20 protein-coding genes are annotated in these 23,833 nt (G+C 59.0%); 5 read left to right on the top strand and 15 right to left on the bottom strand.

Annotated elements, in window-relative coordinates; genetic code table 11:
• Window positions 1-199: 199 nt before the first annotated feature.
• The 3 genes from C9411_RS06985 to pvcA form a co-directional block, all read right to left on the bottom strand.
• Window positions 200-1,459 carry a glycosyltransferase gene (locus C9411_RS06985; RefSeq protein WP_107226744.1) on the bottom strand — a complete coding sequence of 420 codons (1,260 nt, stop codon included), beginning with the start codon at window positions 1,457-1,459 and terminating at the stop codon, window positions 200-202.
• A gap of 24 nt (window positions 1,460-1,483) precedes the next feature.
• Window positions 1,484-2,347 carry a TauD/TfdA family dioxygenase gene (locus C9411_RS06980; RefSeq protein ID WP_107226743.1) on the bottom strand — a complete coding sequence of 288 codons (864 nt, stop codon included), beginning with the start codon at window positions 2,345-2,347 and terminating at the stop codon, window positions 1,484-1,486.
• 95 nt (window positions 2,348-2,442) lie between these two features.
• Window positions 2,443-3,408: an L-tyrosine isonitrile synthase gene (gene pvcA / locus C9411_RS06975; RefSeq protein WP_063991437.1), complete on the bottom strand. Its 966-nt coding sequence runs from the start codon at window positions 3,406-3,408 to the stop codon at window positions 2,443-2,445.
• A 191-nt stretch (window positions 3,409-3,599) separates the two neighbouring features.
• On the opposite strand from pvcA, the gene C9411_RS06970 reads away from it, so the two are divergent.
• Window positions 3,600-4,526, top strand: coding sequence for a LysR family transcriptional regulator (locus tag C9411_RS06970; RefSeq protein WP_063991438.1), 927 nt, complete (start codon window positions 3,600-3,602; stop codon window positions 4,524-4,526).
• Between the two features lie 274 nt (window positions 4,527-4,800).
• Here C9411_RS06970 and ispH read toward each other — a convergent pair whose 3' ends face one another.
• From ispH to ribF, 5 genes are all read right to left on the bottom strand, one after another.
• A complete protein-coding gene (ispH, locus tag C9411_RS06965) occupies window positions 4,801-5,754 on the bottom strand; it encodes a 4-hydroxy-3-methylbut-2-enyl diphosphate reductase (RefSeq protein WP_107226742.1) in 954 nt (317 codons plus the stop codon).
• A complete protein-coding gene (fkpB, locus tag C9411_RS06960; RefSeq protein ID WP_107226741.1) occupies window positions 5,735-6,205 on the bottom strand; it encodes an FKBP-type peptidyl-prolyl cis-trans isomerase in 471 nt (156 codons plus the stop codon). The genes ispH and fkpB overlap by 20 nt, the downstream gene beginning before the upstream one ends.
• A 1-nt stretch (window position 6,206) precedes the next feature.
• Window positions 6,207-6,716: a signal peptidase II gene (lspA, locus tag C9411_RS06955; protein WP_063991441.1), complete on the bottom strand. Its 510-nt coding sequence runs from the start codon at window positions 6,714-6,716 to the stop codon at window positions 6,207-6,209.
• Window positions 6,717-6,729: 13 nt separating this feature from the next.
• Window positions 6,730-9,546: an isoleucine--tRNA ligase gene (gene ileS / locus C9411_RS06950; RefSeq protein WP_063991442.1), complete on the bottom strand. Its 2,817-nt coding sequence runs from the start codon at window positions 9,544-9,546 to the stop codon at window positions 6,730-6,732.
• A 156-nt stretch (window positions 9,547-9,702) separates the two neighbouring features.
• Complete coding sequence (gene ribF / locus C9411_RS06940; RefSeq protein WP_063991443.1) at window positions 9,703-10,641, bottom strand: bifunctional riboflavin kinase/FAD synthetase; 939 nt, start codon at window positions 10,639-10,641, stop codon at window positions 9,703-9,705.
• Between the two features lie 390 nt (window positions 10,642-11,031).
• Here ribF and rpsT point away from each other — a divergent pair, with 390 nt between their 5' ends.
• Window positions 11,032-11,295 (top strand): 30S ribosomal protein S20, encoded by a 264-nt coding sequence (gene rpsT, locus C9411_RS06930; protein ID WP_033637053.1) that lies wholly within the window; start codon window positions 11,032-11,034, stop codon window positions 11,293-11,295.
• A 71-nt stretch (window positions 11,296-11,366) separates the two neighbouring features.
• Here rpsT and nhaR read toward each other — a convergent pair whose 3' ends face one another.
• The 4 genes from nhaR to dnaK form a co-directional block, all read right to left on the bottom strand.
• On the bottom strand, window positions 11,367-12,266 hold the full coding sequence (nhaR, locus tag C9411_RS06925) for a transcriptional activator NhaR (RefSeq protein WP_004932962.1): 900 nt from the start codon (window positions 12,264-12,266) through the stop codon (window positions 11,367-11,369).
• A gap of 192 nt (window positions 12,267-12,458) precedes the next feature.
• Window positions 12,459-13,625: a Na+/H+ antiporter NhaA gene (nhaA, locus tag C9411_RS06920; RefSeq protein WP_033649145.1), complete on the bottom strand. Its 1,167-nt coding sequence runs from the start codon at window positions 13,623-13,625 to the stop codon at window positions 12,459-12,461.
• 236 nt (window positions 13,626-13,861) lie between these two features.
• A complete protein-coding gene (gene dnaJ / locus C9411_RS06915) occupies window positions 13,862-14,986 on the bottom strand; it encodes a molecular chaperone DnaJ (protein WP_004932969.1) in 1,125 nt (374 codons plus the stop codon).
• A 106-nt stretch (window positions 14,987-15,092) separates the two neighbouring features.
• Complete coding sequence (dnaK, locus tag C9411_RS06910) at window positions 15,093-16,997, bottom strand: molecular chaperone DnaK (protein WP_107226739.1); 1,905 nt, start codon at window positions 16,995-16,997, stop codon at window positions 15,093-15,095.
• A gap of 324 nt (window positions 16,998-17,321) precedes the next feature.
• Here dnaK and satP point away from each other — a divergent pair, with 324 nt between their 5' ends.
• On the top strand, window positions 17,322-17,921 hold the full coding sequence (gene satP, locus C9411_RS06905) for an acetate uptake transporter (RefSeq protein ID WP_033638663.1): 600 nt from the start codon (window positions 17,322-17,324) through the stop codon (window positions 17,919-17,921).
• A 43-nt stretch (window positions 17,922-17,964) separates the two neighbouring features.
• Here satP and C9411_RS06900 read toward each other — a convergent pair whose 3' ends face one another.
• The 3 genes from C9411_RS06900 to tal form a co-directional block, all read right to left on the bottom strand.
• Window positions 17,965-19,272 carry an MFS transporter gene (locus C9411_RS06900; RefSeq protein WP_107226738.1) on the bottom strand — a complete coding sequence of 436 codons (1,308 nt, stop codon included), beginning with the start codon at window positions 19,270-19,272 and terminating at the stop codon, window positions 17,965-17,967.
• Window positions 19,273-19,396: 124 nt separating this feature from the next.
• Complete coding sequence (gene mog / locus C9411_RS06895) at window positions 19,397-19,984, bottom strand: molybdopterin adenylyltransferase (RefSeq protein ID WP_063991446.1); 588 nt, start codon at window positions 19,982-19,984, stop codon at window positions 19,397-19,399.
• 151 nt (window positions 19,985-20,135) lie between these two features.
• A complete protein-coding gene (gene tal, locus C9411_RS06890) occupies window positions 20,136-21,089 on the bottom strand; it encodes a transaldolase (protein WP_004932982.1) in 954 nt (317 codons plus the stop codon).
• Window positions 21,090-21,472: 383 nt separating this feature from the next.
• On the opposite strand from tal, the gene C9411_RS06885 reads away from it, so the two are divergent.
• Window positions 21,473-22,909: a sodium:alanine symporter family protein gene (locus C9411_RS06885; RefSeq protein WP_107226737.1), complete on the top strand. Its 1,437-nt coding sequence runs from the start codon at window positions 21,473-21,475 to the stop codon at window positions 22,907-22,909.
• Between the two features lie 106 nt (window positions 22,910-23,015).
• A complete protein-coding gene (gene yaaA / locus C9411_RS06880) occupies window positions 23,016-23,792 on the top strand; it encodes a peroxide stress protein YaaA (protein WP_063991448.1) in 777 nt (258 codons plus the stop codon).
• Window positions 23,793-23,833: the final 41 nt, after the last annotated feature.

Raw genomic sequence — 23,833 nt, 5'->3', positions numbered from 1 at the left:
TTCAGCGTCGCCAGAGGATTCATTTCATAATTAGAAAATTATGATATTCCTCCGTTCTCATCAGCGGCGCTGTCGTGAGATTAACATTCAACCGATTTGGCGGCCTGCGACGATTGTACATAATCATGCAGTTTCCATGGCAAAAAAATGCATAAAAAAGGCGCCAAAAACGGCGCCTGGGGAAAGGAGAACGGCGAGGTCAGGCGGTAATGGCCGCCACTTCGTTGGCGATCGCCGTCAGCGCGTCGTGGCGGGCATAATCCTCACGCACCAGCGCCGCGCGTTGCCGATAGATCGGCTGTTGCAGAATGCGCGTCGCCGCCGCCAGGATCTGTTCGGCGGTCGGTGTGCTGGTATGCAGACTGATGCCGCAGCCGGCGGCCACCACGCGCGCGGCCGCCTCAAGCTTGTCCTCACCGGTACCGGCGACGATCAGCGGCACGCCGCTGTCCAGCGCAGCGTTGATCGAGCCGTAACCGCCGTTGGTGATCAGCAGCGCCGCCTCCGGCAGCCAGCGTTCGAAGGAGATAAATTCCCGCACTCTGGCATTGCCCGGCAGCGCGTCCATCAGCCCTTCCGTCGCCCGCCCGCCGGTGGTGGCCAGCACCCGCACCGGCAGATGCGCCAGCGCTTGCAGCGTCGGCACGATCAGCTGATGCAGATCGACATTGGCCAGCGTGCCCTGAGACACGATCACCAGCGGCCGACGATCGTCCGCCTCCCACAGTGTCTCTTCCGCCGCCGGCTGGCCGCCTCTGCGCAGCGGACCGACGAAGCGCACGCCGCTCGGCAGATCGTCACGCTCATATTCCAGCGCCGTGGTAGCCAGCTGCAGGAAACGCTCGCAGTCGCCGATCAGCGCGTCGGTGAACGGGCGATCCAGCGCCCGCCCGCCCGCCTGCACCAGCGCCGCATCGAAGCTCTGCTGTACTTCATCGAGCAGCACGCGCGTTTCTTCATCCACCAGCTGCTCACGGGTCAACGCCTGCGGCAGCAGCGCCGGCGGGATACGCGGGCCATAAAAAATAGCATCGCGCGAAGAATACGACAGCGGCGTGACGCCGATACCGAAGACCGGCGGCCGCTCGGCGGACTGCAGCAGCGGCAGCACGCCGTAGAAGCAGTTCTCCACCATCAGCAGATCGGTCTTTTCGGCAGCGATGGCCGCACGCAGTTGCCGATCCAGCAACGGGATCGGTGCGGCGAAGAAATCCTTCAGCGCCAGCGCCATCTGCGCATTGCCCGGCGGCAGCGCGGCGCGCGCCGGAAAGTGCTCTTCCAGGTGGCGATAATCGAAATCCACCTGCGCGTCGAATGGCACGAAGTTTGCCCCAGCCGCCTCAGCGCGTTCGCGAAACAGCGCGCCGGTCATCACTCGCACCTGATGCCCTTGGGTAATCAGGTGGCGAGCGATAGCCAACATCGGGTAGACGTGCCCCGGAGTGGCGACCGCCGCCATCAGTATCCTTGCCATAATGCTCCTTTACGCTTCTGCGTTGGCCGGCTTCAGCGCCAGATTGGCGCACACCGGGTTGCTCTGAATATGCACGCGCTGCAAATGACGCGCGGAACGGGCGGTAAAACCCTCACGGCCGTGCAGCAGCGAGAAGTTGTCCGCCACCACCACGTCGCCCTGCTGCCACTGATGGGCATAATAGTGACGCGGATCGTACAGGTGCTGCTGCAGAGTGTGATGGAACTGTTCCTGCTGTTGTTCCGGCACGCCGTGGTATTCCAGCGCATGCTGATTGAGGAATTTTTTCCCCTCCGTCGGCGGTTCATTGTAGCGCATGATCAACCCCCTGCCGTTCGGGTGCTGCACCACCAGTGGCGAACAGACTTCGCCGCCGTAATGCACCACCTGCTTGATGCGGTAGGTGATCGACACCGACAGCCACTGATCCAGCAGCACTTCGTCCGCATTGGCCAACAGCCGCGTGGTATCGACGAAGGTAGTGCACCCGCCTTCGTCCTGCGACGGCGCCGCCACGCAGTGGAACAGCTGGAACTCGGGGATGGTCGGCTTATACATGCCATCCCAATGCAGCGGGACGTAGCTGCTGTCGAAAATATGATCTTTGGCGTCCGGATGCTCCTTCACGTCCAGCACCGCACCGAACGGCCACATCATGATCTCGCCCCACTGCTCGGCGTAGCGAGTCAGGACTTCCGCCTCGCTGAAACCGGAGTCGAATCCACGCAGCACCAGCAAGTGATGTTCCTGCGCCAGCGCCCGCAGCGCCGCCACCGGCAGTTCGCCGATCTTTTGCCCCGGATGCTGCGGCGTCAGGATCGCGCCAAACGGGGTATTCGGTTGAATATGGCAATTAAGCGGTTGGTTGTTCATCGGTGATTCTCCTTGCATCGAATGTGCTGCTCACACGGCAACGTGCCGTCAAAAAAGCCCCCGCAGGATATCGGGGGCAAAAGCCCGCAGCGGCCTCAGGCCACCTGCGGTTGTTCGATCAGGTAATGGCTCGGCGTGCCGCGGATTTCCACCAGTTCGCCGTCCAGGCTCTGCGCGTCTTTACGCTTCATCAACACGAACTGGCCGTTCACGTTGGCCGCCACACCGTGCCACGGCGTCAGCCAGTCGTCTTTGGTCGGCATCATGTGGATGCCCATTTTCAGGCTGTCGACCGGCTGCGGGTGAATCGACAGGCGGATCGCCGCCGGAAAATGCTGCGCCAGCAGGTTGCCCCAGGCCCAGCTGCGTTGGATCACCCCGCAGGCGCGCTGCTTGGCGTCTTTCTGCAGCGCGGCGTTGGAACCGCTGTAGCCCGGCAGTTGGCTGTCTTCATACAGGAAACGCGTGATGGCGCGGTACAGCAAGAGGCCCTGTTCGTCCTGCATCAGCTGTTGCTTGATCGCCTCTTCCGATTCGGCGTAGCCCTCCACCAACAGCCGGCGCAGCAGATCGTAATCATCGGTATGCTCCGCCAGGCCTTTGACGTCGCCGAGGTTAAACACGCTCAGGTGCGTCGCGCCCACTTCATGCAGCAGGCTTTCAATCTCACGCTGATAGTGGTTGATCGCGTCGTCGCTGACGCGGATCAGATCGCCGAACACGTGGCCATCGGAGCAGATAACGATATGCGCCCCCGGCGGGTAATAGAGCTGAATGCGCTGGCACAGCGAGTTGAGGAAGATCAGCGACAGCCGCTCCGCCATGTCCGGCACCGCACCGATCACCTTGTTGGTGTTGGGCGACTTGGTGGGAAAGGCCGGCAGCACGAATTCGATACGTTGCTCGTTTTCGATGAATGCCCGAATGCGCGGCAATTGCACCTGAGTGACCCGCCGCTCTTCTTCGGCGATCGAGGTGTCGTCGCCGGGGAAACGGCGGCGGTATTGCAATAATTCACGTAGGATCTTTAACGATATTTCTTCTTTCTGAGCGCTGTCCACAATGAGCTCCTGTTGCGATGTGGCGCGGGTGTATTATTGATAAGCGCAATAAGATTTATCAAAAAGAGAAAAAATCCCTGCAAAATAATAATCAGCCCGGCGTTTATATGCTTCAGGCAATATAGAAGAGATGGTGCTATATTATTAGCCCGTATAATTCACAATCTTGGTTAAGTTGTGCTTAACAAACTATGAGCAATATTTTAAAACGCATGGCCATTTTCTCAAAAGTGGTCGATTGCGGCGCATTCAGCATGGCGGCAAAAGAATTGGGCATGACGACCTCCGCCGTCAGCCAACATATTCGCCAGCTGGAGGAGCATCTGGGCATTCAATTACTGCTGCGATCGACGCGTTCATTGAGTCTGACCGAAGCAGGATTGTGTTTTTATGAGGATTGCCTGCTGATGATCCACGCCGCCGAACGTGGCCAACAACGGATCGCCGCATTGCGCGGCGAGCTGGTCGGCGAACTGCGCGTCGCCACCTCCACCGAATTCGCCACTCACTATCTGGTGCCGGCGCTGCAAAGCTTTCTCGACGAGCATCCTCGGCTCACGCTGCGGCTGGAGATCCACGATGAGAAGATAGACCTGATCGCGCAACGCATCGATCTGGCGATACGCGGCGGCGTGCTGGCCGACTCCAGCTACGTTTCCACGCGGCTGGCGCGTTGCCGCGAAGTGTTGTGCGCCTCGCCGGCCTACCTGGCACACCACGGCGTGCCGGATTCGCCGCAGGCGCTGAGCCATCACCACTGGGTGACCTTTACGCCGCTCGGCAACCCGCAGTTTGTCCGTCTTATCCATCGCAACGGCGGTGAACACCGCATGCGCATGACCGGGCGTTTGTTCACCAACAGCGGTATGGCGATGAAGGAGTTGGCGCTGACCGGCAAGGGTATCATTCGCAATTTCTTCGCCAACGTTGAACGTGAATTGCGCAGCGGTGAATTGATTGAAATATTACCCGATTGGCGGTTACCGGAAATTAATTGCTATGCCATTATGCCGCGCAGGGAGATCCAGCCATTAAAAGTCAGACGGTTGCTGGAACATATGAAACTCTATTTGCAGGAGAAGGGATTAACCGCCGTAGAACATATTCGGCAGGAATAAAATAAGAAACATCTGCAACATCTATTATTGTAATTATTGTAATCACCTTGCCAACACTGGGCCCTATTTAGATTGCAGCCTAATGATATTCTTATTAATGACTTTTCGCCAGCCTATATAATTAATCACACCGATGTTACTTCAAATACTCAGAATAAATTTGACTTTAGTTAGCAGAAAATTTGAATATGCATGAAGTGTTATTTTTTTATGCGGCACGTTTTCCAAAAAAAACGGGAAGCCTAAGCTCCCCGTTGTCATCCACCGGCATATGTCAGTCTATCTGCCGAACATCCACGCGCAGCTCTTTAGGCACTTCAAACACGATGTTCTCTTCACGCCCGCTGATTTCATGCACGTCCAGGCCCCCCAGCGCTTTCAGGCGAGAGATCACCTCCTGCACCAGCACGTCCGGCGCAGAGGCGCCGGCGGTAACGCCGATATTGCGCGCTTCGCTCAGCCAGCCTTCCTGAATATCCGCCGCCGAATCGATCAGATAAGCCGGTTTGCCGACGCGCTGCGCCAGTTCCGCCAGACGGTTGGAGTTGGAGGAGTTCTTCGACCCCACCACCAGCACCACGTCCGCATCGCCGGCCAGGTTACGCACCGCTTCCTGACGGTTGGTGGTGGCGTAACAAATATCATCCTTGCGCGGGCCGATAATGCTCGGGAAGCGCTGACGCAGCGCGTCGATCACGTCCGAGGTATCATCAACCGACAGCGTGGTCTGCGTCATGAAGCACAGGTTGTTTTCGTCTTTCACCTGCAGCTTCCACACGTCTTCCGGCGATTCGACCAGATACATGCCGCCCTTCGGGTTGCTGTACTGGCCCATGGTGCCTTCCACTTCCGGATGCCCGGCGTGGCCGATCAGGATCGCTTCGGTACCGCGGCGGCTGGCGCGCGCTACTTCCATATGCACCTTGGTCACCAGCGGGCAAGTGGCGTCGAACAGCATGGTCAGATCGCGCGCCTTGGCTTCGGCGCGCACCGCCTGAGAAACGCCGTGCGCCGAGAAGATCAGGATAGAGCCGTCCGGCACCTCGGCGATCTCTTCGATAAACACGGCGCCGCGCTCACGCAGGCTGTCGACCACGTAGCGGTTGTGCACCACTTCATGCCGCACGTAGATCGGCGCGCCATACAATTCCAGCGCGCGTTCCACGATGCTGATCGCACGATCAACCCCGGCGCAGAAGCCGCGCGGGTTAGCCAGCAATATTTGCATGCGTCTCCTCCTGCTGCGGATCGATCTCCAGTACTTCAATATCGAAGGTCACCGGATGGCCCGCCAGCGGATGGTTGAAATCAACGGTGATTGAATCCTCCGCCACCGCGCGCACCACGCCGGGCATTTCACTGCCGTCGATGGCGGTAAACAGCATGATGGTGCCCACGTCCGGCACGCCGGTTTCCGCGAAGTCGCGGCGCGAGAAGAACTGGACCAAATCCGGGTTCTCCGCGCCGAACGCCGCTTCCGGCTGCAGGGTAAAGGTGCACTTGTCGCCCGCGCGCAGGCCGAGCAGTTGCGCTTCCAGCGGCGCCGACAGGCTGCCGTCACCCAGGCGGAACAGCGCCGGCTTGCCGCTGTTGCGGGTGGATTCGGCGGTCGAACCGTCTTCCAGTTTCAGCGTAAAGTGAACCAGCACCGCGCTGTCACTGATAACCTGAGCCGTCATATTACTCACCTTTACTCTTTGCGCCTTTGTTCGCCGGCGACAGGAAACCTTCCAGCACGATCATCGCCGCGCCCACGCAGATAAAGCTGTCCGCCAGATTGAAGGTCGGGTAGTGCCAGTCACCGACGTAGAAGTCGATGAAATCGACCACGAAACCGTGCCACAGGCGATCGAACAGATTGCCCAGCGCCCCGCCGATAATAAAGGCATAGGCGATGTTGTTCAGCTTCTGCTGCGCCGCGCTGCGGTACATCATCACCAGCAGCACCGCAACGATGGCGATGGCGATGCCGGCGAAGAACCAGCGCTGCCAGCCGCCATGGTCGGCGAGGAAGCTAAACGCAGCGCCGTAGTTGCGCGCGTAAAACAGGTTGAACGACGGGATCAACGGCTGGGACTGGCCCAGCGTAAAGTTAGCGAGGATCCACTGCTTGCTGCCGAAATCCAGCGCCAGCACCGCCACCACAACCCACAGCCAACGCAGGCCGGTCGAACAAATTGATTTACTCATCAGGCGCGAATTCTCAGGCAAAGTTACGCTTCTCGCCGTCACCGGCGACGTTGCTCACACAGCGGCCGCAGATATCTGCGTGCTCCGCCACCAGGCCGATATCGGTGGTGTAATGCCAGCAGCGCGGGCACTTCTCACCCGGCGCCGTGCTGAAGGCGATCTTCAGCCCTTTCAGCAGCTCAGAAGCCTGCGCGTCGGCCGGCGCATCCGCCAATGGCGCAACGCTTGCCGCAGAGGTCAGCAGCACAAAGCGCAGCTCATCCTGCAGGCTGTTCAGGCGTGCCGCCAGCTCGCTGTCGGCATACAGCGTCACCGCCGCTTCCAGCGAACCGCCGAGGCGTTTGTCGGCACGCGCCTGCTCCAGCACCTTGTTCACTTCACCGCGCACTTTCAGCAGCTCGGCCCAGAAAGCGTCGTTCATCGGCTCGCCTTCCGCCAGCCCGAACAGGCCGTCGTACCACTCTTCGGTGAACACGTACTGCGCGCGTTTGCCCGGCATGAAGCCCCAGATCTCGTCCGCAGTGAACGACATGATCGGCGCCATCCAGCGCACCAACGCTTCCACGATGTGATACAGCGCGGTCTGGCAGCTGCGACGAGCGACGCTGTCGCTCTTCGCGGTGTACTGACGATCCTTGATGATATCCAGGTAGAAGGAGCCCATCTCGACCGAGCAGAACTGCATCAGACGCTGCACCACTTCGTGGAAATCGTAGTTGGCGTAAGCCTGTTCGATATCCTGCTGCGCAGCCAGCGCACGGCCGACCGCCCAGCGATCCAACACCACCATGTCTTCCGGCGCCACGCAATCGGTGCTCGGCTCGAACCCGTTCAGGTTGGCCAGCAGGAAGCGCGCGGTGTTGCGGATGCGGCGATAGGAGTCGGCGGAACGCTTGAGGATCTCGTCGGAGACCGCGATCTCGCCGGTGTAATCGGTCGATGCCACCCACAGACGCAGGATGTCGCCGCCCAGCTTGTTCATCACGTCCTGCGGGCTGACGGTGTTGCCGATCGACTTGGACATCTTGCGGCCCTGGCCATCGACGGTGAAGCCGTGAGTCAGCACTTCTTTATAAGGCGCCTTGCCTTTCATCGCGGTGGAGATCATCAGCGATGACATGAACCAGCCGCGGTGTTGGTCGGAGCCTTCCAGATACATGTCGGCGCTGTGGCCCTGGAACTCAGGACGCACGTCAACCACAGAGGCATGGGTGGAACCGGAATCGAACCACACGTCCAGCGTATCCGGCACTTTCACGTAGTCGGCGGCTTCCGCGCCGAGGATGTCGGCCGCGTCCAGATCCCACCAGGCCTGAATGCCGTCTTGCTCGACGCGCTTGGCCACTTCTTCCATCAGCTCAACGGTGCGCGGGTGCAGCTGCTCGGTTTCTTTGTGCACGAACAGCGACATCGGCACGCCCCAAGTGCGCTGACGCGAGATGCACCAGTCCGGACGATTGGCTACCATCATTTCGATGCGCGCCTGGCCCCAATCCGGGATCCACTGCACGCCTTTGATCTCTTCCAGCGACTGCTGACGCAAGCCTTTCTGATCCATGCTGACGAACCATTGCGGCGTAGCGCGGAAGATGATCGGCGTCTTGTGGCGCCAGCAGCACGGATAGCTGTGCAGGAACTTCTCGACGTGCAGCAGCGCGCCTTTCTCACGCAGCAGGTCGACGATCAGATCGTTGGCCTTGAAGACGAACTTGCCGTCCAGCAGCGGGTAGGTGCCGGTCAGGTAGCAGCCGTTTGGCCCTACCGGGTTGGCCACTTCCAGGCCGTATTTCTGGCCGATCACGAAGTCGTCCGGGCCGTGGCCTGGCGCGGTGTGCACCGCACCGGTACCGGCGTCCAGCGTTACGTGCTCGCCGAGGATCGCCGGCACGTCGAAGTCCATGAACGGGTGTTTGAAGCGCAGCAGCTCCAGATCGGCGCCTTTGCAGCTGCCCAGCACCGTCCATTCGGTGATGCCGGCGCGTTTCATCACGCTTTCCACCAGCTCGGCCGCCAGGATCAGGCACTGGCCGTCAACCTGCACCAGTTGATAGGTGAAGTCCGGATGCAGCGAGATCGCGCGGTTGGCCGGCAGGGTCCACGGGGTGGTGGTCCAGATAACCAGAGAGATGGCGCCGCTGAAGTGGCTCACGCCGAACTTGGCCGCCACGGCAGCCGCGTCGGCCGCATGGAAGCTCACGTCGATCGACGGCGAAGTCTTGTCGTAGTACTCCACTTCCGCTTCCGCCAGCGACGATCCGCAGTCGGTGCACCAGTGAACCGGCTTGGCGCCTTTCAGCAGGTGGCCGTTGCTGATGATCTTGCCCAGCGCGCGGATGATGTTGGCTTCGGTTTTAAAGTCCATCGTCAGGTATGGACGATCCCAGTCGCCCAGCACGCCCAGGCGGATGAAGTCCTTCTTCTGGCCTTCAACCTGCTCGGCCGCGTACTCGCGGCACTTCTGGCGAAACTCGGCCGCCGTCAGCTTCTCGCCCGGCTTGCCGTACAGCTGTTCAACCTTCAGTTCGATCGGCAGGCCGTGGCAGTCCCAGCCCGGCACATAAGGCGAGTCGAAGCCGGCCATCCCTTTCGACTTGATGATAATGTCTTTGAGAATCTTGTTAACCGAGTGACCAATATGAATGCTGCCGTTCGCATACGGAGGACCGTCATGCAAAATGAAGGTTTTTTTGCCCTTTTTGGCAGTACGAATAATCCCGTACAGATCCTGTTCATACCAACGTTGCAGCATGCCAGGCTCGCGCTTGGCGAGATCGCCGCGCATCGGGAACCCTGTTTCCGGCAAGTTCAGGGTATTCTTGTAGTCACTCATGAGATTCTCGTTTCCGTTTTCGGCTATTTACCCGTCACACTTCAAGCTGCATCTTTGTCGGCCGCCCTTTCTTACCCGAATCACTTGCCAGTGCAAGCTCATCGGGGTTCGCGCGGTTGCCGCCGCGATGCAACTCGAATTGTTTAGGGTAAACGATTAAACCAGTGTTTTTAACCCGAAGAACTTCCGGGCCGTCACCACATCATTGGCGATTTGCTGCTTCAGGGCATCGAGCGAAGCAAACCGTTGTTCATTGCGCAATTTTGCGCGAAGCACCACCTCAATATGGCGCCCATAAAGATCCATTGTGACATCCAGCAGATGCACTTCCAGCTGCTGGCGCACGCCGGCGACGGTCGGGCGCGTACCGATATTGGCCACGCCCGGCAGCGGCTGCGGCCCCAGGCCGTACACCTCCACCGCATACACCCCTTTCACCGGCGCCACCAGGCGCTTGAGCGGCAGGTTGGCGGTCGGAAAGCCGATGGTGCGGCCCAGTTCATCGCCGTGCACCACGCGCCCGGAAATGCTGTACCGGTGGCCCAGCAAGGTCTCCGCCAACGGCAGATCGTCCTCGCTCAGCGCGGTGCGGATCGCGGTGCTGCTGATGCGCCGATCGCCTTCGCGGAAGGTCGGGGTGCTAACCACTTCGAAGCCGTACTCTTTTCCGGCCTGCTGCAATAGCGGGAAATCGCCCTGGCGCCCGGCGCCAAAGCGAAAATCATCCCCAACCATCAGGAATTTGACGCCCAGTTTTTCCACCAGCAGCTCGGCGACGAACGCCTGTGCGGTGTTGGCGGCAAAACGCGGATCGAACTTGACGCACAGCAGGTAATCGACGCCCGCCTGCGCCAGGTAATTGGCCTTGTCGCGCAAGCGCGTCAAGCGGGCCGGCGCCTTGTCTGCGGCGAACATCTCCAGCGGCTGCGGCTCAAAGATCATGACCATCACCGGCAGCCCGAGGCGTTGCCCTTCTTGCTTCAACTGCTCCAGCAACGCCTGATGACCGCGATGCACGCCGTCGAAGTTGCCGATGGTGAGCACGCAACCATGGTGGCGCGCCCGGATATTGTGAATGCCGCGAATTAGCTCCATAGCTGGCTCAAAACAGTGGAAATCGGCGGATTATACCTTGTACAGCCGGTAAGGTTAACCCGCGATTGGTGCCTTTATGTAATAGACATACCATACCGGAGATAATCTGTGCGTGAAACGGCTTCGCCGCAGTTTATCCGGCGCCGCCGGGCCGATTCTCGACCGTGGCCAACGGCTTGCATCCGCCGCGGCAAAACATTGGCGAATTTTCTCGCGAAACACTGTATTCCCAAGAGCGAAGCTGGTAAAATCCTGCGCCATCACAACGTAGCGAGTGCCGCCTGTACAAACGGCGCTTATTTGCACAAATCCATTGACAAACGAAGGCTAAAAGGGCATATTCCTCGGCCTTTGAATTGTCCTCAATAGAATATATTTGGGAGTTGGACCTTGGCTAATATCAAATCAGCTAAGAAACGCGCCGTACAGTCTGAGAAACGCCGCAAGCATAACGCTAGCCGTCGCTCAATGGTGCGTACCTTCATCAAGAAGGTAGACGCAGCTATCGCAGCTGGCGACAAAGAAGCAGCACAAACTGCATTCCTGGTAATGCAGCCACTGGTGGACCGTCAGGCAGCTAAAGGCCTGATCCACAAAAACAAAGCAGCGCGTCATAAGTCAAACCTGACTGCACGCATCAACGCAATGCAATAAGCATTTCGTTATCTGCTTGATAAAAAAACCGGCTCAGGCCGGTTTTTTTACGCCCTGCGTTCAGTGAACCGCTAGCAGGAAAACAGCGCCGAGAAGTCTTTGTTGCATACGCGCTGCACCGCCGGATGCTGGATCATGCGCTCGGCAAAGATGATGTAATACTCCTCCTGCACGCTGTCAATGCGCCCAATCTCCACCACGTTGTCATCGTTGTAGGTATCCTGCGCATACAGCGTCGGCGCCACGAAGATCGCATTGTGGTACATGCCGAAGGCCTTCATCAGCGCCGCATCGTCGAACTCGCCCAAAATCTCCACCTGAATGCCCTGCGTATTGAACCAGTTGAGCAGCTTGCGCCCCAGCATCGAGCGGCGGCCGGGGATCAGCAGTTTGCGCTGCTCCAGACAAGCCGGGAACGGCAGCTCCGGCGCCGGCTGGCGACAGAAGAAGCTGATGCCGCACTCGCCCAGCTTCAGCGAGAACAACCCTTCCTGCTGGCTGGAGTCCACCGGGCAATCCGACAGGATCATATCCAGCTTGTGCTGGCTGAGCTGCTCCAACAGCATCTCGTGCGTCGATTCAAAACAGCGCAGGTGGATCTGTTCGTTGTCCACCACCACCGCCGTTTCCAACACCTGGCTGACCAGACGCTTCGACAGCGCGTCCGCCACGCCGACGTCGAACAGCAGGTTCGACTCTTTACGGTAGTTGACGATATCCAGCATTTCCTGGCTGAGCATAAACATCTTGTCGGCATAGCGGAACACCAACTGCCCCAACTCCGAAGGCACCAACCCGCGCCCCTGGCGTTTGAACAGCTTGCCGTCCAACCGCTCTTCCAGCGCTTTGATCTGGCCGGTAATGGTTTGCGGCGTCAAAAACAACGCTTCGGCGGCACCGACCACGGAACCGGCCTTGCAGACCTGCCAGAAATAGTAAAGGTGATTAAAGTTGATATGCGACATCCTCACGAGCGGCTCTCCTTAACAACGTTTCGCAGCGGCAAACGGTGTGCCGTGACGAGCGACAAACTTCCTTTCCCTGCTTCAGACAACGTATAGCCCCATTAGTCCCAACGAAGAACGGCCGAAGCTGCACATATTTTATACCGCGCAGCTCCGACCAGCCATTTTATTATGTGCCCTTACCGGGCACATTCAGGATTAACGCACGCGCGGCAACGCCAGACGCAGCAATCCATACCCTACCACCGCCGCCGCGGTGGAACCCAACAGGATCCCCAGACGGGAATAGGTGCTGAGCGCCGCATCCGCATCGCCGAACGCCAGCGAGGCGATGAAAATCGACATGGTGAAACCAATACCACACAGCACCGAAACGGCAAACACCTGTTTGAAACCGATCCCCTCAGGCAAGCGAGCGATGCCCATTTTCACCGCCAGCAAGCTGAAGAGGAAAATCCCCAGCGGCTTACCGATAAACAAGCCGGCCGCAATCCCTACCGGCAGCAGCGACGTCAATCCTTCCAGCGATACACCCTGCAAAGAAACCCCGGCGTTGGCGAATGCAAACAGCGGCAGGATCATAAACGCGACCCAAGGGTGCAGCTCATGCTCCAGCGTTTCCGATGGCGACGGCCCCTTCTTGACGTTCAGCGGGATCATAAAGCCGACGATCACCCCGGCCAGCGTCGCGTGCACCCCGGACTTGAGTATCGCGACCCACAACACCAGGCCGACCATCATATACAGCGAGGTTTTACCCACGCCACGCCAGTTCATCACCGCCAGCAGCACCGTCGCCGCCGCCGCCACGCCCAGCGCCACCATCGACACTTCGTGGGTGTAGAACAGCGCGATGATGATAATCACGCCCAGGTCATCGATAATCGCCAACGCCAGCAGGAACACTTTCAGGCTGGTCGGCACGCGGTTGCCCAGCAGCGCCATTACGCCCAGCGCGAAGGCGATATCGGTCGCGGCCGGGATCGCCCAGCCCTGGCGGGTGACTTCATCCGCGCCGTTGAACAGCAGGTAAATCAGCGCCGGTGCCAGCATGCCGCCCAGCGCGGCGATCGCCGGAAATACCGCTTTGTCGCGCCCGGACAGCGAGCCTTGCATCAGCTCGCGCTTGACCTCGAGCCCCACCACCAGGAAGAAGATGGCCATCAGGCCGTCGTTGATCCACAGCAGCAGCGGCTTGGCGATCTCCAGCGAAGCAATCTTCACCATCACCGGCAGGTTAAGGAATGCCTGATAGATCCCCTGCGCCGGCGTGTTGGCCATGATCAGGGCGACGATCGCCGCCGCGATCAGAATGATGCCGCCCGCGGCTTCCTGACGTAAAAATTGACGAATGATGTTGGTCACAGTACGTCTCTCCAAATCTGTGCAGGACGTAGCGCCCTGCGAATCACAGTCATGAAGTGAGTATAGAGGGCGTTTTAGTTCGAAAAAATAAGTTTATAAATGCTAAATAACTCGAAAAAACCGATCAAAAGCACGAGTAAATCACATTATTATTAGGGAATTAGCGTTGTGACGAGTAAATAAAAACCCCGGGACAGGCGCCCGGGGTTCCAACATAAACCAACAGAAACAGCAGGTTAGCGAGTCAGGTCGTCAAAGAACTTTTTCACTCCGTCGAAGAAGCTCTTCGAACGCGGGCTGTTCTTGTCGCCGGATGGGCCGCCCAAGCTCTCTTCCAACTCACGCAGCAGCTGCTTCTGCTTGTCGTTCAGATTGACCGGGGTTTCCACCACTACGCGGCACAGCAGGTCGCCCTGACTGCCGCCACGCACCGATTTCACACCCTTGCCGCGCATGCGGAACAGCTTGCCGGTTTGGGTCTCCGAAGGCACCTTCAGTTTTACCCGGCCGTCCAGCGTCGGCACTTCGATCTCGCCGCCCAGCGCCGCCATGGCGAAGTTGATCGGCACTTCACAGTACAGGTTGTTGCCTTCGCGCTCGAAGATCGGGTGCGCCTTCACCTGCACCTGAACGTACAGATCGCCCGCCGGTGCGCCGTGCTCGCCGGCTTCGCCTTCACCCGCCAGGCGGATGCGGTCGCCGGTATCGACGCCGGCCGGAATTTTCACCGACAGCGTTTTGGATTTTTCTACCCGGCCGTGGCCATGGCACTTGTTGCACGGATCTTTGATGATCTGACCGCGGCCATGGCAGTGCGGACACGCCTGCTGCACGGTGAAGAAGCCCTGACGCATCTGCACCTGGCCCTGGCCGTGACAGGTTGGGCAGGTGACCGGCGAGCTGCCCGGCTTGGCGCCGCTGCCGTGGCAGACGTCGCACTCTTCCAGCGTCGGGATGCGGATCTCTTTGGTGACGCCACGTACCGCTTCCTCGAGGGTCAGCTCCATGTTATAGCGCAGATCGGAACCGCGGCTGGCACGCTGACGGCGGCCTCCGCCGAAGATGTCGCCAAACACGTCGCCAAAGATATCGCTGAAGTCGGCGCCGCCGCCAAAGCCGCCGCCGCCCATGCCGCCCTGCTCAAAGGCCGCGTGCCCGTACTGATCGTAGGCTGCGCGTTTCTGGTCGTCGGTCAGGACTTCGTAAGCTTCTTTAACTTCTTTAAACTTGGTTTCGGCGTCTTGCTCCTGGTTGCGGTCAGGATGGTATTTCATCGCCAGGCGTTTGTACGCCTTTTTGATCTCACGTTCATCCGCCGTCTTGCTGACGCCGAGAATCTCGTAATAGTCTTTCTTCGCCATTCTTTCGCTTACCCTTAACATGCGTGCACGGGCGCAGAGTTGCCTCGACGCCCGTGCTGGTTTCCGGGAGCGGCACCTCGGCCGCCCCGTGCCCGCTTAAGGGCGATTATTTTTTGTCTTTAACTTCTTCAAACTCGGCATCAACCACGTCGTCGTCTTTCTGCGCCGCGTTGTCCGCGCCGGCGTCAGCACCCTGCTGCGCCTGAGCCATTTCCAGCAGTTTGCCGGAAACCTGCACCAGAGCCTGAGTCTTCGCTTCGATCTCGGCTTTATCTTCGCCTTTCACCGCTGCTTCCAGATCTTTCAGCGCCGCTTCGATCGCCGTTTTATCTTCCGCCGGCAGTTTGTCGCCCGCTTCTTCCAGCTGCTTGCGAGTGCCGTGGATCAGGTGATCCGCCTGGTTACGCGTCTGTACCAGCTCTTCGAACTTGCGGTCAGCTTCAGCGTTCAGCTCGGCATCGCGCACCATTTTCTGGATTTCGTCTTCGTTCAGGCCAGAAGATGCCTTGATGGTGATCTTCTGCTCACGACCGGTGTTCTTGTCTTTGGCAGACACGTGCAGGATGCCGTCGGCATCGATATCGAAGGTCACTTCGATCTGCGCCATGCCGCGCGGTGCCGCCTGAATGCCGTCCAGGTTGAACTGGCCCAGAGATTTGTTATCGCTGGCGCGCTTACGCTCACCCTGCAGCACGTGGATGGTTACTGCAGACTGGTTGTCTTCCGCAGTAGAGAACACCTGGCTGTGCTTGGTCGGGATTGTGGTGTTTTTGGTGATCAGCGGCGTCATCACGCTGCCCATGGTTTCGATACCCAGCGACAGCGGGGTCACGTCCAGCAGCAGAACGTCCTTCACATCACCGGCCAACACGCCGCCCTGTACCGCAGCGCCTACGGCAACCGCTTCGTCCGGGTTCACGTCTTTACGCGGTTCTTTGCCGAAGAAGTCTGCGACTTTCTTCTGCACCATTGGCATACGGGTCTGGCCGCCCACCAGGATCACGTCCTGAATGTCGGAAACCGACAGGCCTGCGTCTTTCAGCGCCACTTTCAGTGGCTCGATAGAGCGCGCAACCAGATCTTCAACCAGCGACTCGAGTTTGGCGCGAGTCACTTTGATGTTCATGTGTTTTGGACCGGTCGCGTCTGCAGTGATGTACGGCAGGTTAACGTCGGTCTGCTGAGCGGAAGACAGCTCAATCTTCGCTTTCTCAGCGGCTTCTTTCAGACGCTGCATCGCCAGCGGATCGTTGCGCAGATCGATACCCTGATCTTTCTTGAACTCTTCCACCAGGTAGTTGATCAGACGGCTGTCGAAGTCTTCGCCACCCAGGTGGGTGTCACCGTTGGTCGCCAGCACTTCGAAGGTTTTTTCGCCGTCAACGTCGTCGATTTCGATGATGGAGATATCGAAAGTACCGCCGCCCAGGTCATAAACCGCGATGGTGCGGTTGCCGACTTCTTTGTCCAGGCCGTAGGCCAGGGCTGCAGCGGTCGGTTCGTTGATGATGCGCTTGACTTCCAGACCCGCGATGCGGCCGGCGTCTTTGGTCGCCTGACGCTGGGCGTCGTTGAAGTAAGCCGGTACGGTGATAACCGCTTCAGTTACCGGTTCGCCCAGGTAATCTTCCGCCGTTTTCTTCATTTTTTTCAGCACTTCCGCAGAGATCTGCGGCGGAGCCATTTTCTGGCCTTTCACTTCCAGCCAGGCGTCGCCGTTGTCGGCTTCGACGATTTTGTACGGCATGATCGCTTTGTCGCGCTGCGCTTCTTCATCCTGGAAGCGGCGACCGATCAGGCGCTTGATGGCGAACAGGGTGTTTTCAGGGTTGGTCACTGCCTGACGCTTAGCCGGCTGGCCAACCAGAGTTTCACCGTCCTGGGTATATGCGATAATAGAAGGAGTGGTGCGGTCGCCCTCGGCGTTTTCCAGCACGCGTGCCTTGGCACCATCCATAATTGCTACGCAAGAGTTGGTCGTACCCAGGTCGATACCAATAATTTTGCCCATCTAAACGTCTCCACTAAAAAATTCATAATCAGTCAGGTTGCTAACCTATATGCGGGCGATTTTTTGCTTTTCAACTGCCCGATATCTCAGTGCGACCCGCGGTTAGCAACTGCGGTTGCAAATAAGATGGGGCCATCCAATCCGGCATCAAGGGGCAAGGCGAAAAAAATTTCTTTTTTTATCGTCATTCAGATCATTGTTTCCGGCTGCGGGGATCATTATGATGCGCGCGCTCTGGTGGAAAACTTCGATTTTTTGGCCATTCAGACCATTTATTATTTTACTTCGCTGTTTCCGTTAATTTTCTGTTATCGCAGAGGACTTATGCACACCAACAAGTTGGCGAATCCCGGCCCTCTCGGCCTGATGGGCTTCGGGATGACCACCGTCTTGCTGAACCTGCACAACGCGGGCTTTTTCCCACTGAACTCCGCCATTATCAGCATGGGGATTTTCTTCGGTGGCCTGGCCCAGATCCTGGCCGGTCTGCTGGAATACAAGAAGGGCAACACCTTCGGCATGACCGCGTTCACCGCCTACGGCAGCTTCTGGCTGAGCCTGGTTGGCCTGCTGCTGCTGCCGCGCCTGGGCCTGGCTGAAGCCACCGAGGCGCACGTGCTGGGCATCTACCTGGCGCTGTGGGGCATCTTCACCCTGTTCATGTTCTTCGGCACCCTGGGCGCCAACCGCGTGCTGCAGTTCGTGTTCGCCAGCCTGACGCTGCTGTTCGCCCTGCTGGCCGTCGGCAACATCACCGGCAACCACGCGCTGCTGACCTTCGCCGGTTATGAGGGCATCATCTGCGGCGCCAGCGCCATCTACCTGGCAATGGCCGAAGTGCTCAACGAGCAATACGGTCGCACCGTGCTGCCGATTGGCGAGCCGGCCCCGGCCCGCGTCGCGACCTCGCCGGTCACGGCGTAATCGCCCTTCCCTGACGAAAAGCCCTGCAGTGCAGGGCTTTTTTTTAGCTGTAGGAATCGGCTCGCCGCTCCCCGGCTTCGCTGTTCAGATCGCGATGCAGGTAGACACCGAGCAACAGCCCGATGAGCGACAGCGCCAACACGTAGTAAGCGGGTGCTAACGGGGTCAATTTCATGATCAGCGTCACAAAAATAGGGGTTAAACCGCCAAAAATAGCGTACGAGACGTTATATGAGAACGAGATGCCGGTAAACCGCACTTCCGCCGGGAACGCCCGCACCATCACGTACGGCACGGCCCCCACCACGCCAACGCTGAATCCCACCAGGGCATAGCAGGCGAACAGCATTTCCGGGTGTACGCCCACCGTCTGATAGAACAGCCAGCTGCAGCCGGCCAGCAGCACACTGCCGACCACCAGCGTTTTGCTGGCGCCGAAGCGATCGGCCGACAAACCGGCGACGATGCAGCCGGCGATCAGCATGATGGTGGCGATGCTGTTGGCCTGCAGCGTCAAGGCCGGCGCAATGCCGAACTGTTTTTGCAGATAGGTCGGGGTCATCAGGATCACCACCACGATACCGGCGGAGAGCAGCCAGGTCAGCAGCATCGACACCGCCACTTCCCGTTTGTGGTTGAGCACCACCGATTTCAGCGGCAGCTCCTCGGCCAGCGCTTTACGCGCCTGCATTTCGATGAAGATCGGCGTTTCCTGCAGCCAGCGGCGCAGGTACATCGCCACCAGGCCGAACATGCCGCCCAACAGGAAAGGAATGCGCCAGCCGCCGCCGGCGATGCTCTGCGGGCTGAGCGTAGTATTGATCACCGTCGCCACCACCGACCCCAACAGGATGCCCACCGTCAGCCCGGCGGTCAGCGTGCCGCAGGCGAAGCCGATGCGCCGGCGCGGCACGTGTTCAGCGACGAAGACCCAGGCGCCCGGCACCTCACCGCCAATCGCCGCGCCCTGCAGTACACGCATCAGCAGCAGCAACAGCGGCGCAGCGATGCCGATGCTGGCGTAGGTCGGCAGCAGGCCCATCGCCAGCGTCGGCAACGCCATCAGCAGAATACTCAGGGTAAACATCTTCTTGCGGCCAACCAGATCGCCGAAGTGTGCCATCACGATGCCACCCAGCGGGCGGGCCAGATAGCCGGCGGCAAAGATGCCGAAGGTTTGCACCAGCCGCAGCCACTCCGGCATGTCCGCCGGGAAGAACAGATCGCCGACCACGGCGGCGAAGAACACGAAGATGATGAAGTCGTAAAACTCCAGCGCACCGCCCAACGCGGCCAACGTCAGCGTTTTGTAGTCTTGCCGGTTCAGCCGGCGATTATTGTCGTGAGGCATAGGGCACCGTCGGTAAAGGCTGTAAAAATAAAAGCCGCAGGCTTTCTGTAAAAGAATCCTTACTATAGCGGCAAATTATTTTCACACCAGACGGGCTGAAGCCGATCTCGCAGAACGCTGAAATTTAGAGGTTTATCTCGCGACGCGCGCTCTTTGGCCGAAATGCTGCTACCACCGCGGCGTGCGTTTCGACGTAAGGCCCATCGAGCAGTTGAATGCAATAAGGCACGCTGGCGAAGATGCCGTGCACCACCGCATTGCCCTGCTCATCCTTTACCCCTTCCAGCGTTTCCCTGATCGACTTCGGCTGGCCGGGCAGGTTGATGATCAACGCCTGTTTGCGGATCGCCCCCACCTGGCGAGAAAGAATTGCCGTTGGCACATAGTGTAGGCTGATCTGACGCATTTGCTCGCCGAAGCCGGGCATCACGCGATCGGCGATCGCCAGCGTGGCATCGGGGGTGACATCGCGGCGCGCCGGCCCGGTGCCGCCGGTGGTCAGCACCAAATGGCAGCCCATTTCGTCCACCAGTTCGCACAGCGTCTGTTCAATTTGCGTCTGCTCATCGGGGATCAACCGGGTTTCCAGCTTGAACGGCGTCGCCAGCGCGCCGCTCAGCCACTCTTCCAGCGCCGGGATGCCTTTATCCTGATAAACGCCGCCGGAAGCGCGGTCGGAAACGGAAACCAAACCAATACGTAAAATATCCATGCGTAACCTCTACAGCCTGATGGGGTCCGAACGGGTTCATCTCCCGTTCTGTTGTCATTGCCGAGAGTATAAGGGCTTCCCCCGCCGGCGGGTGCGTCAGGCATAAAAAAAGGTGGCCTAAGCCACCTTTTTACTGCGCGATCTGCGGGAATTACAGCAGGTCGGCGATCATTTTTTCCAGTTTGCCCTGGTCTACGGCGAACTTGCGGATACCGTCGGTCAGTTTCTCAACCGCCATCGGATCCTGGTTGTGCTGCCAGTAGAACTCAGGTTCGGTCAGTGCGGCAGGACGCGCCTTCACTTCACCGGTGTAAGACAGTTTGCGCTCCAGCGCGCCTTCGCTCTCCGCCAGCTCTTTCAGCAGCGCAGGGGCGATGGTCAGGCGGTCACAGCCGGCCAGTTCGATGATTTCGCCGACGTTACGGAAGCTGGCGCCCATCACCACGGTGTTGTAACCGTGCTGTTTGTAGTACTGGTAAATTTCGGTCACGGAGATCACGCCCGGATCTTCGTGCGGGGCGAACTCTTTCTTGTCGCCGTTGGCTTTGTACCAGTCGAGGATACGGCCGACGAACGGCGAGATCAGGTAAACGCCGGCTTCGGCACAGGCGCGAGCCTGAGCGAAGGAGAACAGCAGCGTCAGGTTACAGTTGATACCTTCTTTCTCCAGCTGCTCCGCCGCGCGGATGCCCTGCCAGGTCGAGGCCAGTTTGATCAGAATGCGATCGTTGCTGATGCCGGCTTCGTTGTACAGTTTGATCAGGCGCTTGGCTTTGGCCACGCTGGCGACGGTGTCGTAAGACAGGCGTGCATCCACTTCGGTGGAGATGCGGCCCGGAACCAGTTTGAGGATTTCCAGACCGATGTTGACCGCCAGCTTGTCGGCGGCGTCGGCGATCTGCTGCTCGCGATCGCTGCTCTGGCCGCGCGCCCAGGCGATGGCTTCGTCAATCAGTTTGCGGTATTCAGGAATTTGGGCTGCATTGAGGATCAGCGAAGGGTTGGTTGTGGCGTCCTGCGGTTGATACAGCTTCATTGCCGCGATATCACCCGTATCTGCAACCACCGTGGTCAACTGGCGCAGGGAAGTTAATTTGTCGGTCATGTTGGCATTATCTCATCGTTTGTGCATGAACTTTTGGCATTGTTCAACCATGCCCTCCCTTGATAATAACATGCGCCAAGCCCGGTGCAAGGCTGGAAAACCGCGGCGCGCAAGCATCTGTTTTATCCTTGGGCGAGCAACCGTTTACGCCGATATCTTTCGCCATAACCGAGCGGATGGAAAGGCAATAACGTGCTATTGTCCGAATAAATTATGTTAAATTCGAAAAAATTGATGCAATTCGGCCACTAATCTGCGAAAAATCTTAATCGACTGACGCCGGACCAATTCCAGCTAAGCTCTTGTAAAAAATAGGCCAATGTTTTTCACCTGCGGTGGATGCTGCAAGGTGCGCATTAAATTTCGATAAGAGGAGGGATCCCTTGACGGACCTGATGAACTTTATAAACAATATTTTGTGGGGGTCGGTGCTGATTTATCTGCTGCTCGGCACCGGCATCTACTTCACGTTGCGCACCCGCTTTATCCAGCTCCGCCACTTCAGCCACATGTTCTCGGTGTTGAAAAACAGCAATAAAAGCGACAGCGCCGGCATCTCCTCTTTCCAGGCGCTGTGCACCACGTTGGCGGCGCGCGTCGGCACCGGCAACCTGACCGGCGTCGCCATCGCCCTGACCGCCGGCGGCCCCGGCGCCATCTTCTGGATGTGGGCGGTGGCGTTTATCGGTATGGCCACTTCATTTGTCGAAAGCTCGCTGGCGCAGCTCTACAAAACCAAAGACGATAACGGCAACTACCGCGGCGGCCCGGCCTACTACATGGAAAAAGGCCTCGGCATGCGCTGGATGGGCGTGCTGTTCTCGATCTTTCTGATCATCGCGTTCGGTCTGGTGTTCAACGCCGTGCAGGCCAACTCCATCGCCCAGGCCTCCGCCGTCGCCTTCCATTTGCAGCCGCTGCACGTCGGCATCGGCCTGGTGCTGCTGAGCGGCGTGGTGATCTTTGGCGGCATCCGTTCCATCGCCAAAGTGGCCGAGCTGGTGGTGCCGCTGATGGCCGGCGCCTACCTGTTGTTGGCCCTCTGGGTGATTGGCCATAACATCGAACACATGCCGGCGATCCTGGCGCTGATCTTCAAAAGCGCCTTCGGCCTGCAGGAAGCCGCGGCCGGCGCCGTCGGTTACGGCATCTCCCAGGCGATGACCCAGGGCGTGCAGCGCGGCCTGTTCTCCAACGAAGCCGGCATGGGCTCGGCGCCCAACGCGGCGGCGTCCGCCTCGCCTTATCCGCCGCATCCGGCTTCGCAAGGCTACGTGCAAATGCTCGGGGTGTTTATCGATACCATCGTTATCTGCAGCGCCACTGCGGCGATCATCCTCTCTTCCGGCATACTCGATCAGCCGACCGACAGCATCAGCGGCATCGATCTGACCCAGCGCGCGCTGTCGACCGCCGTCGGCAGCTGGGGAGCGCCGTTCGTCGCCATCGCCATTTTCTTCTTCGCCTTCACCTCGATCATCGCCAACTATGCCTATGCCGAGAGCAACCTGGTGTTCCTCGAGCACAACCATCCGGGTGGCCTGCTGATTTTCCGCTGCGTGGCGTTGGGCATGGTGATGTTCGGCGCGCTGGCGGAGCTGCCGCTGGTGTGGAAAATGGCGGATACCTCCATGGCGCTGATGGCAATCACCAACCTGACGGCGATCCTGCTGCTGTCGCGGGTGGCGCTGAAGCTGGCCGACGATTACCATCGCCAACGCCGCCTGGGCAAGCTGCCGACCTTCGACGCCAACCGTTATCCGGAGCTGAAGTCGCAGCTGGAGCCGGGCGTGTGGGACGACCAAAAGCCGCCGCGCTGAGTTTTCCGGGGCGCGTGCAATACGCGCCCCTGCCTATTGGACCGATTGCCCCTTTTTCCCGCGCTTTTTGCTACAGTATCCGCACTTGGATAAACAGGATCTGGCCATGCTCGTTATTATTTCCCCTGCAAAAACTCTCGATTACGACAGCCCGCTGGCGACAGAACGCTTCACGCAGCCCGAACTGCTGGACAAGTCGAAACAGCTGATCAAAATTTGCCGCGAGCTGACGCCGGCGCAAATCGCCAGCCTGATGAGCATCAGCGACAAGCTGGCCGGGCTGAACGCCGCGCGCTTTAGCGAGTGGCAGCCGAAATTTACCCCGGACAATGCCCGTCAGGCGCTGCTGGCGTTCAAGGGCGACGTTTACACCGGCCTGCAGGCGCAGGATTTCAACGAGGCTGACTTCGATTTTGCCCAGCAGCATCTGCGCATGCTGTCCGGCCTGTATGGCGTGCTGCGCCCGCTCGATCTGATGATGCCGTACCGGCTGGAGATGGGCATCAAGCTGGAAAACCCGAAAGGCAAAGACCTGTACAGCTTCTGGGGGGATAAAGTCACCCAAAAACTCAACGAAGCGCTGGAGCAACAGGGCGACGACGTGGTGGTCAACCTGGCGTCCGACGAGTATTTCAAGGCGGTGAAACCGGCCAAACTGCACGGCGCGCTGATCAAACCGATCTTCCTCGACGAGAAGAACGGCAAGTACAAGGTCATCAGCTTCTACGCCAAGAAAGCGCGCGGGTTGATGAGCCGCTTTATCATCAAGAACCGCCTGACGCGCAGCGAGCAGCTGGTGGACTTCAACCTGGAAGGCTACGTCTTCGACGAAGCCGCCTCGCAGGGCAATGAACTGGTGTTCAAACGCCCGGAGCAGGCATAAAAAAAAGCCGTCGCAAGACGGCTTTTCGCATTCTAGCCTGC

Source organism: Serratia sp. Nf2 (genome assembly GCF_003028435.1).
Classification (GTDB): domain Bacteria; phylum Pseudomonadota; class Gammaproteobacteria; order Enterobacterales; family Enterobacteriaceae; genus Serratia; species Serratia marcescens_L.
Note: the sequence above shows the minus strand (reverse complement) of the source record. Positions and strands in the feature narration are given on the sequence as shown.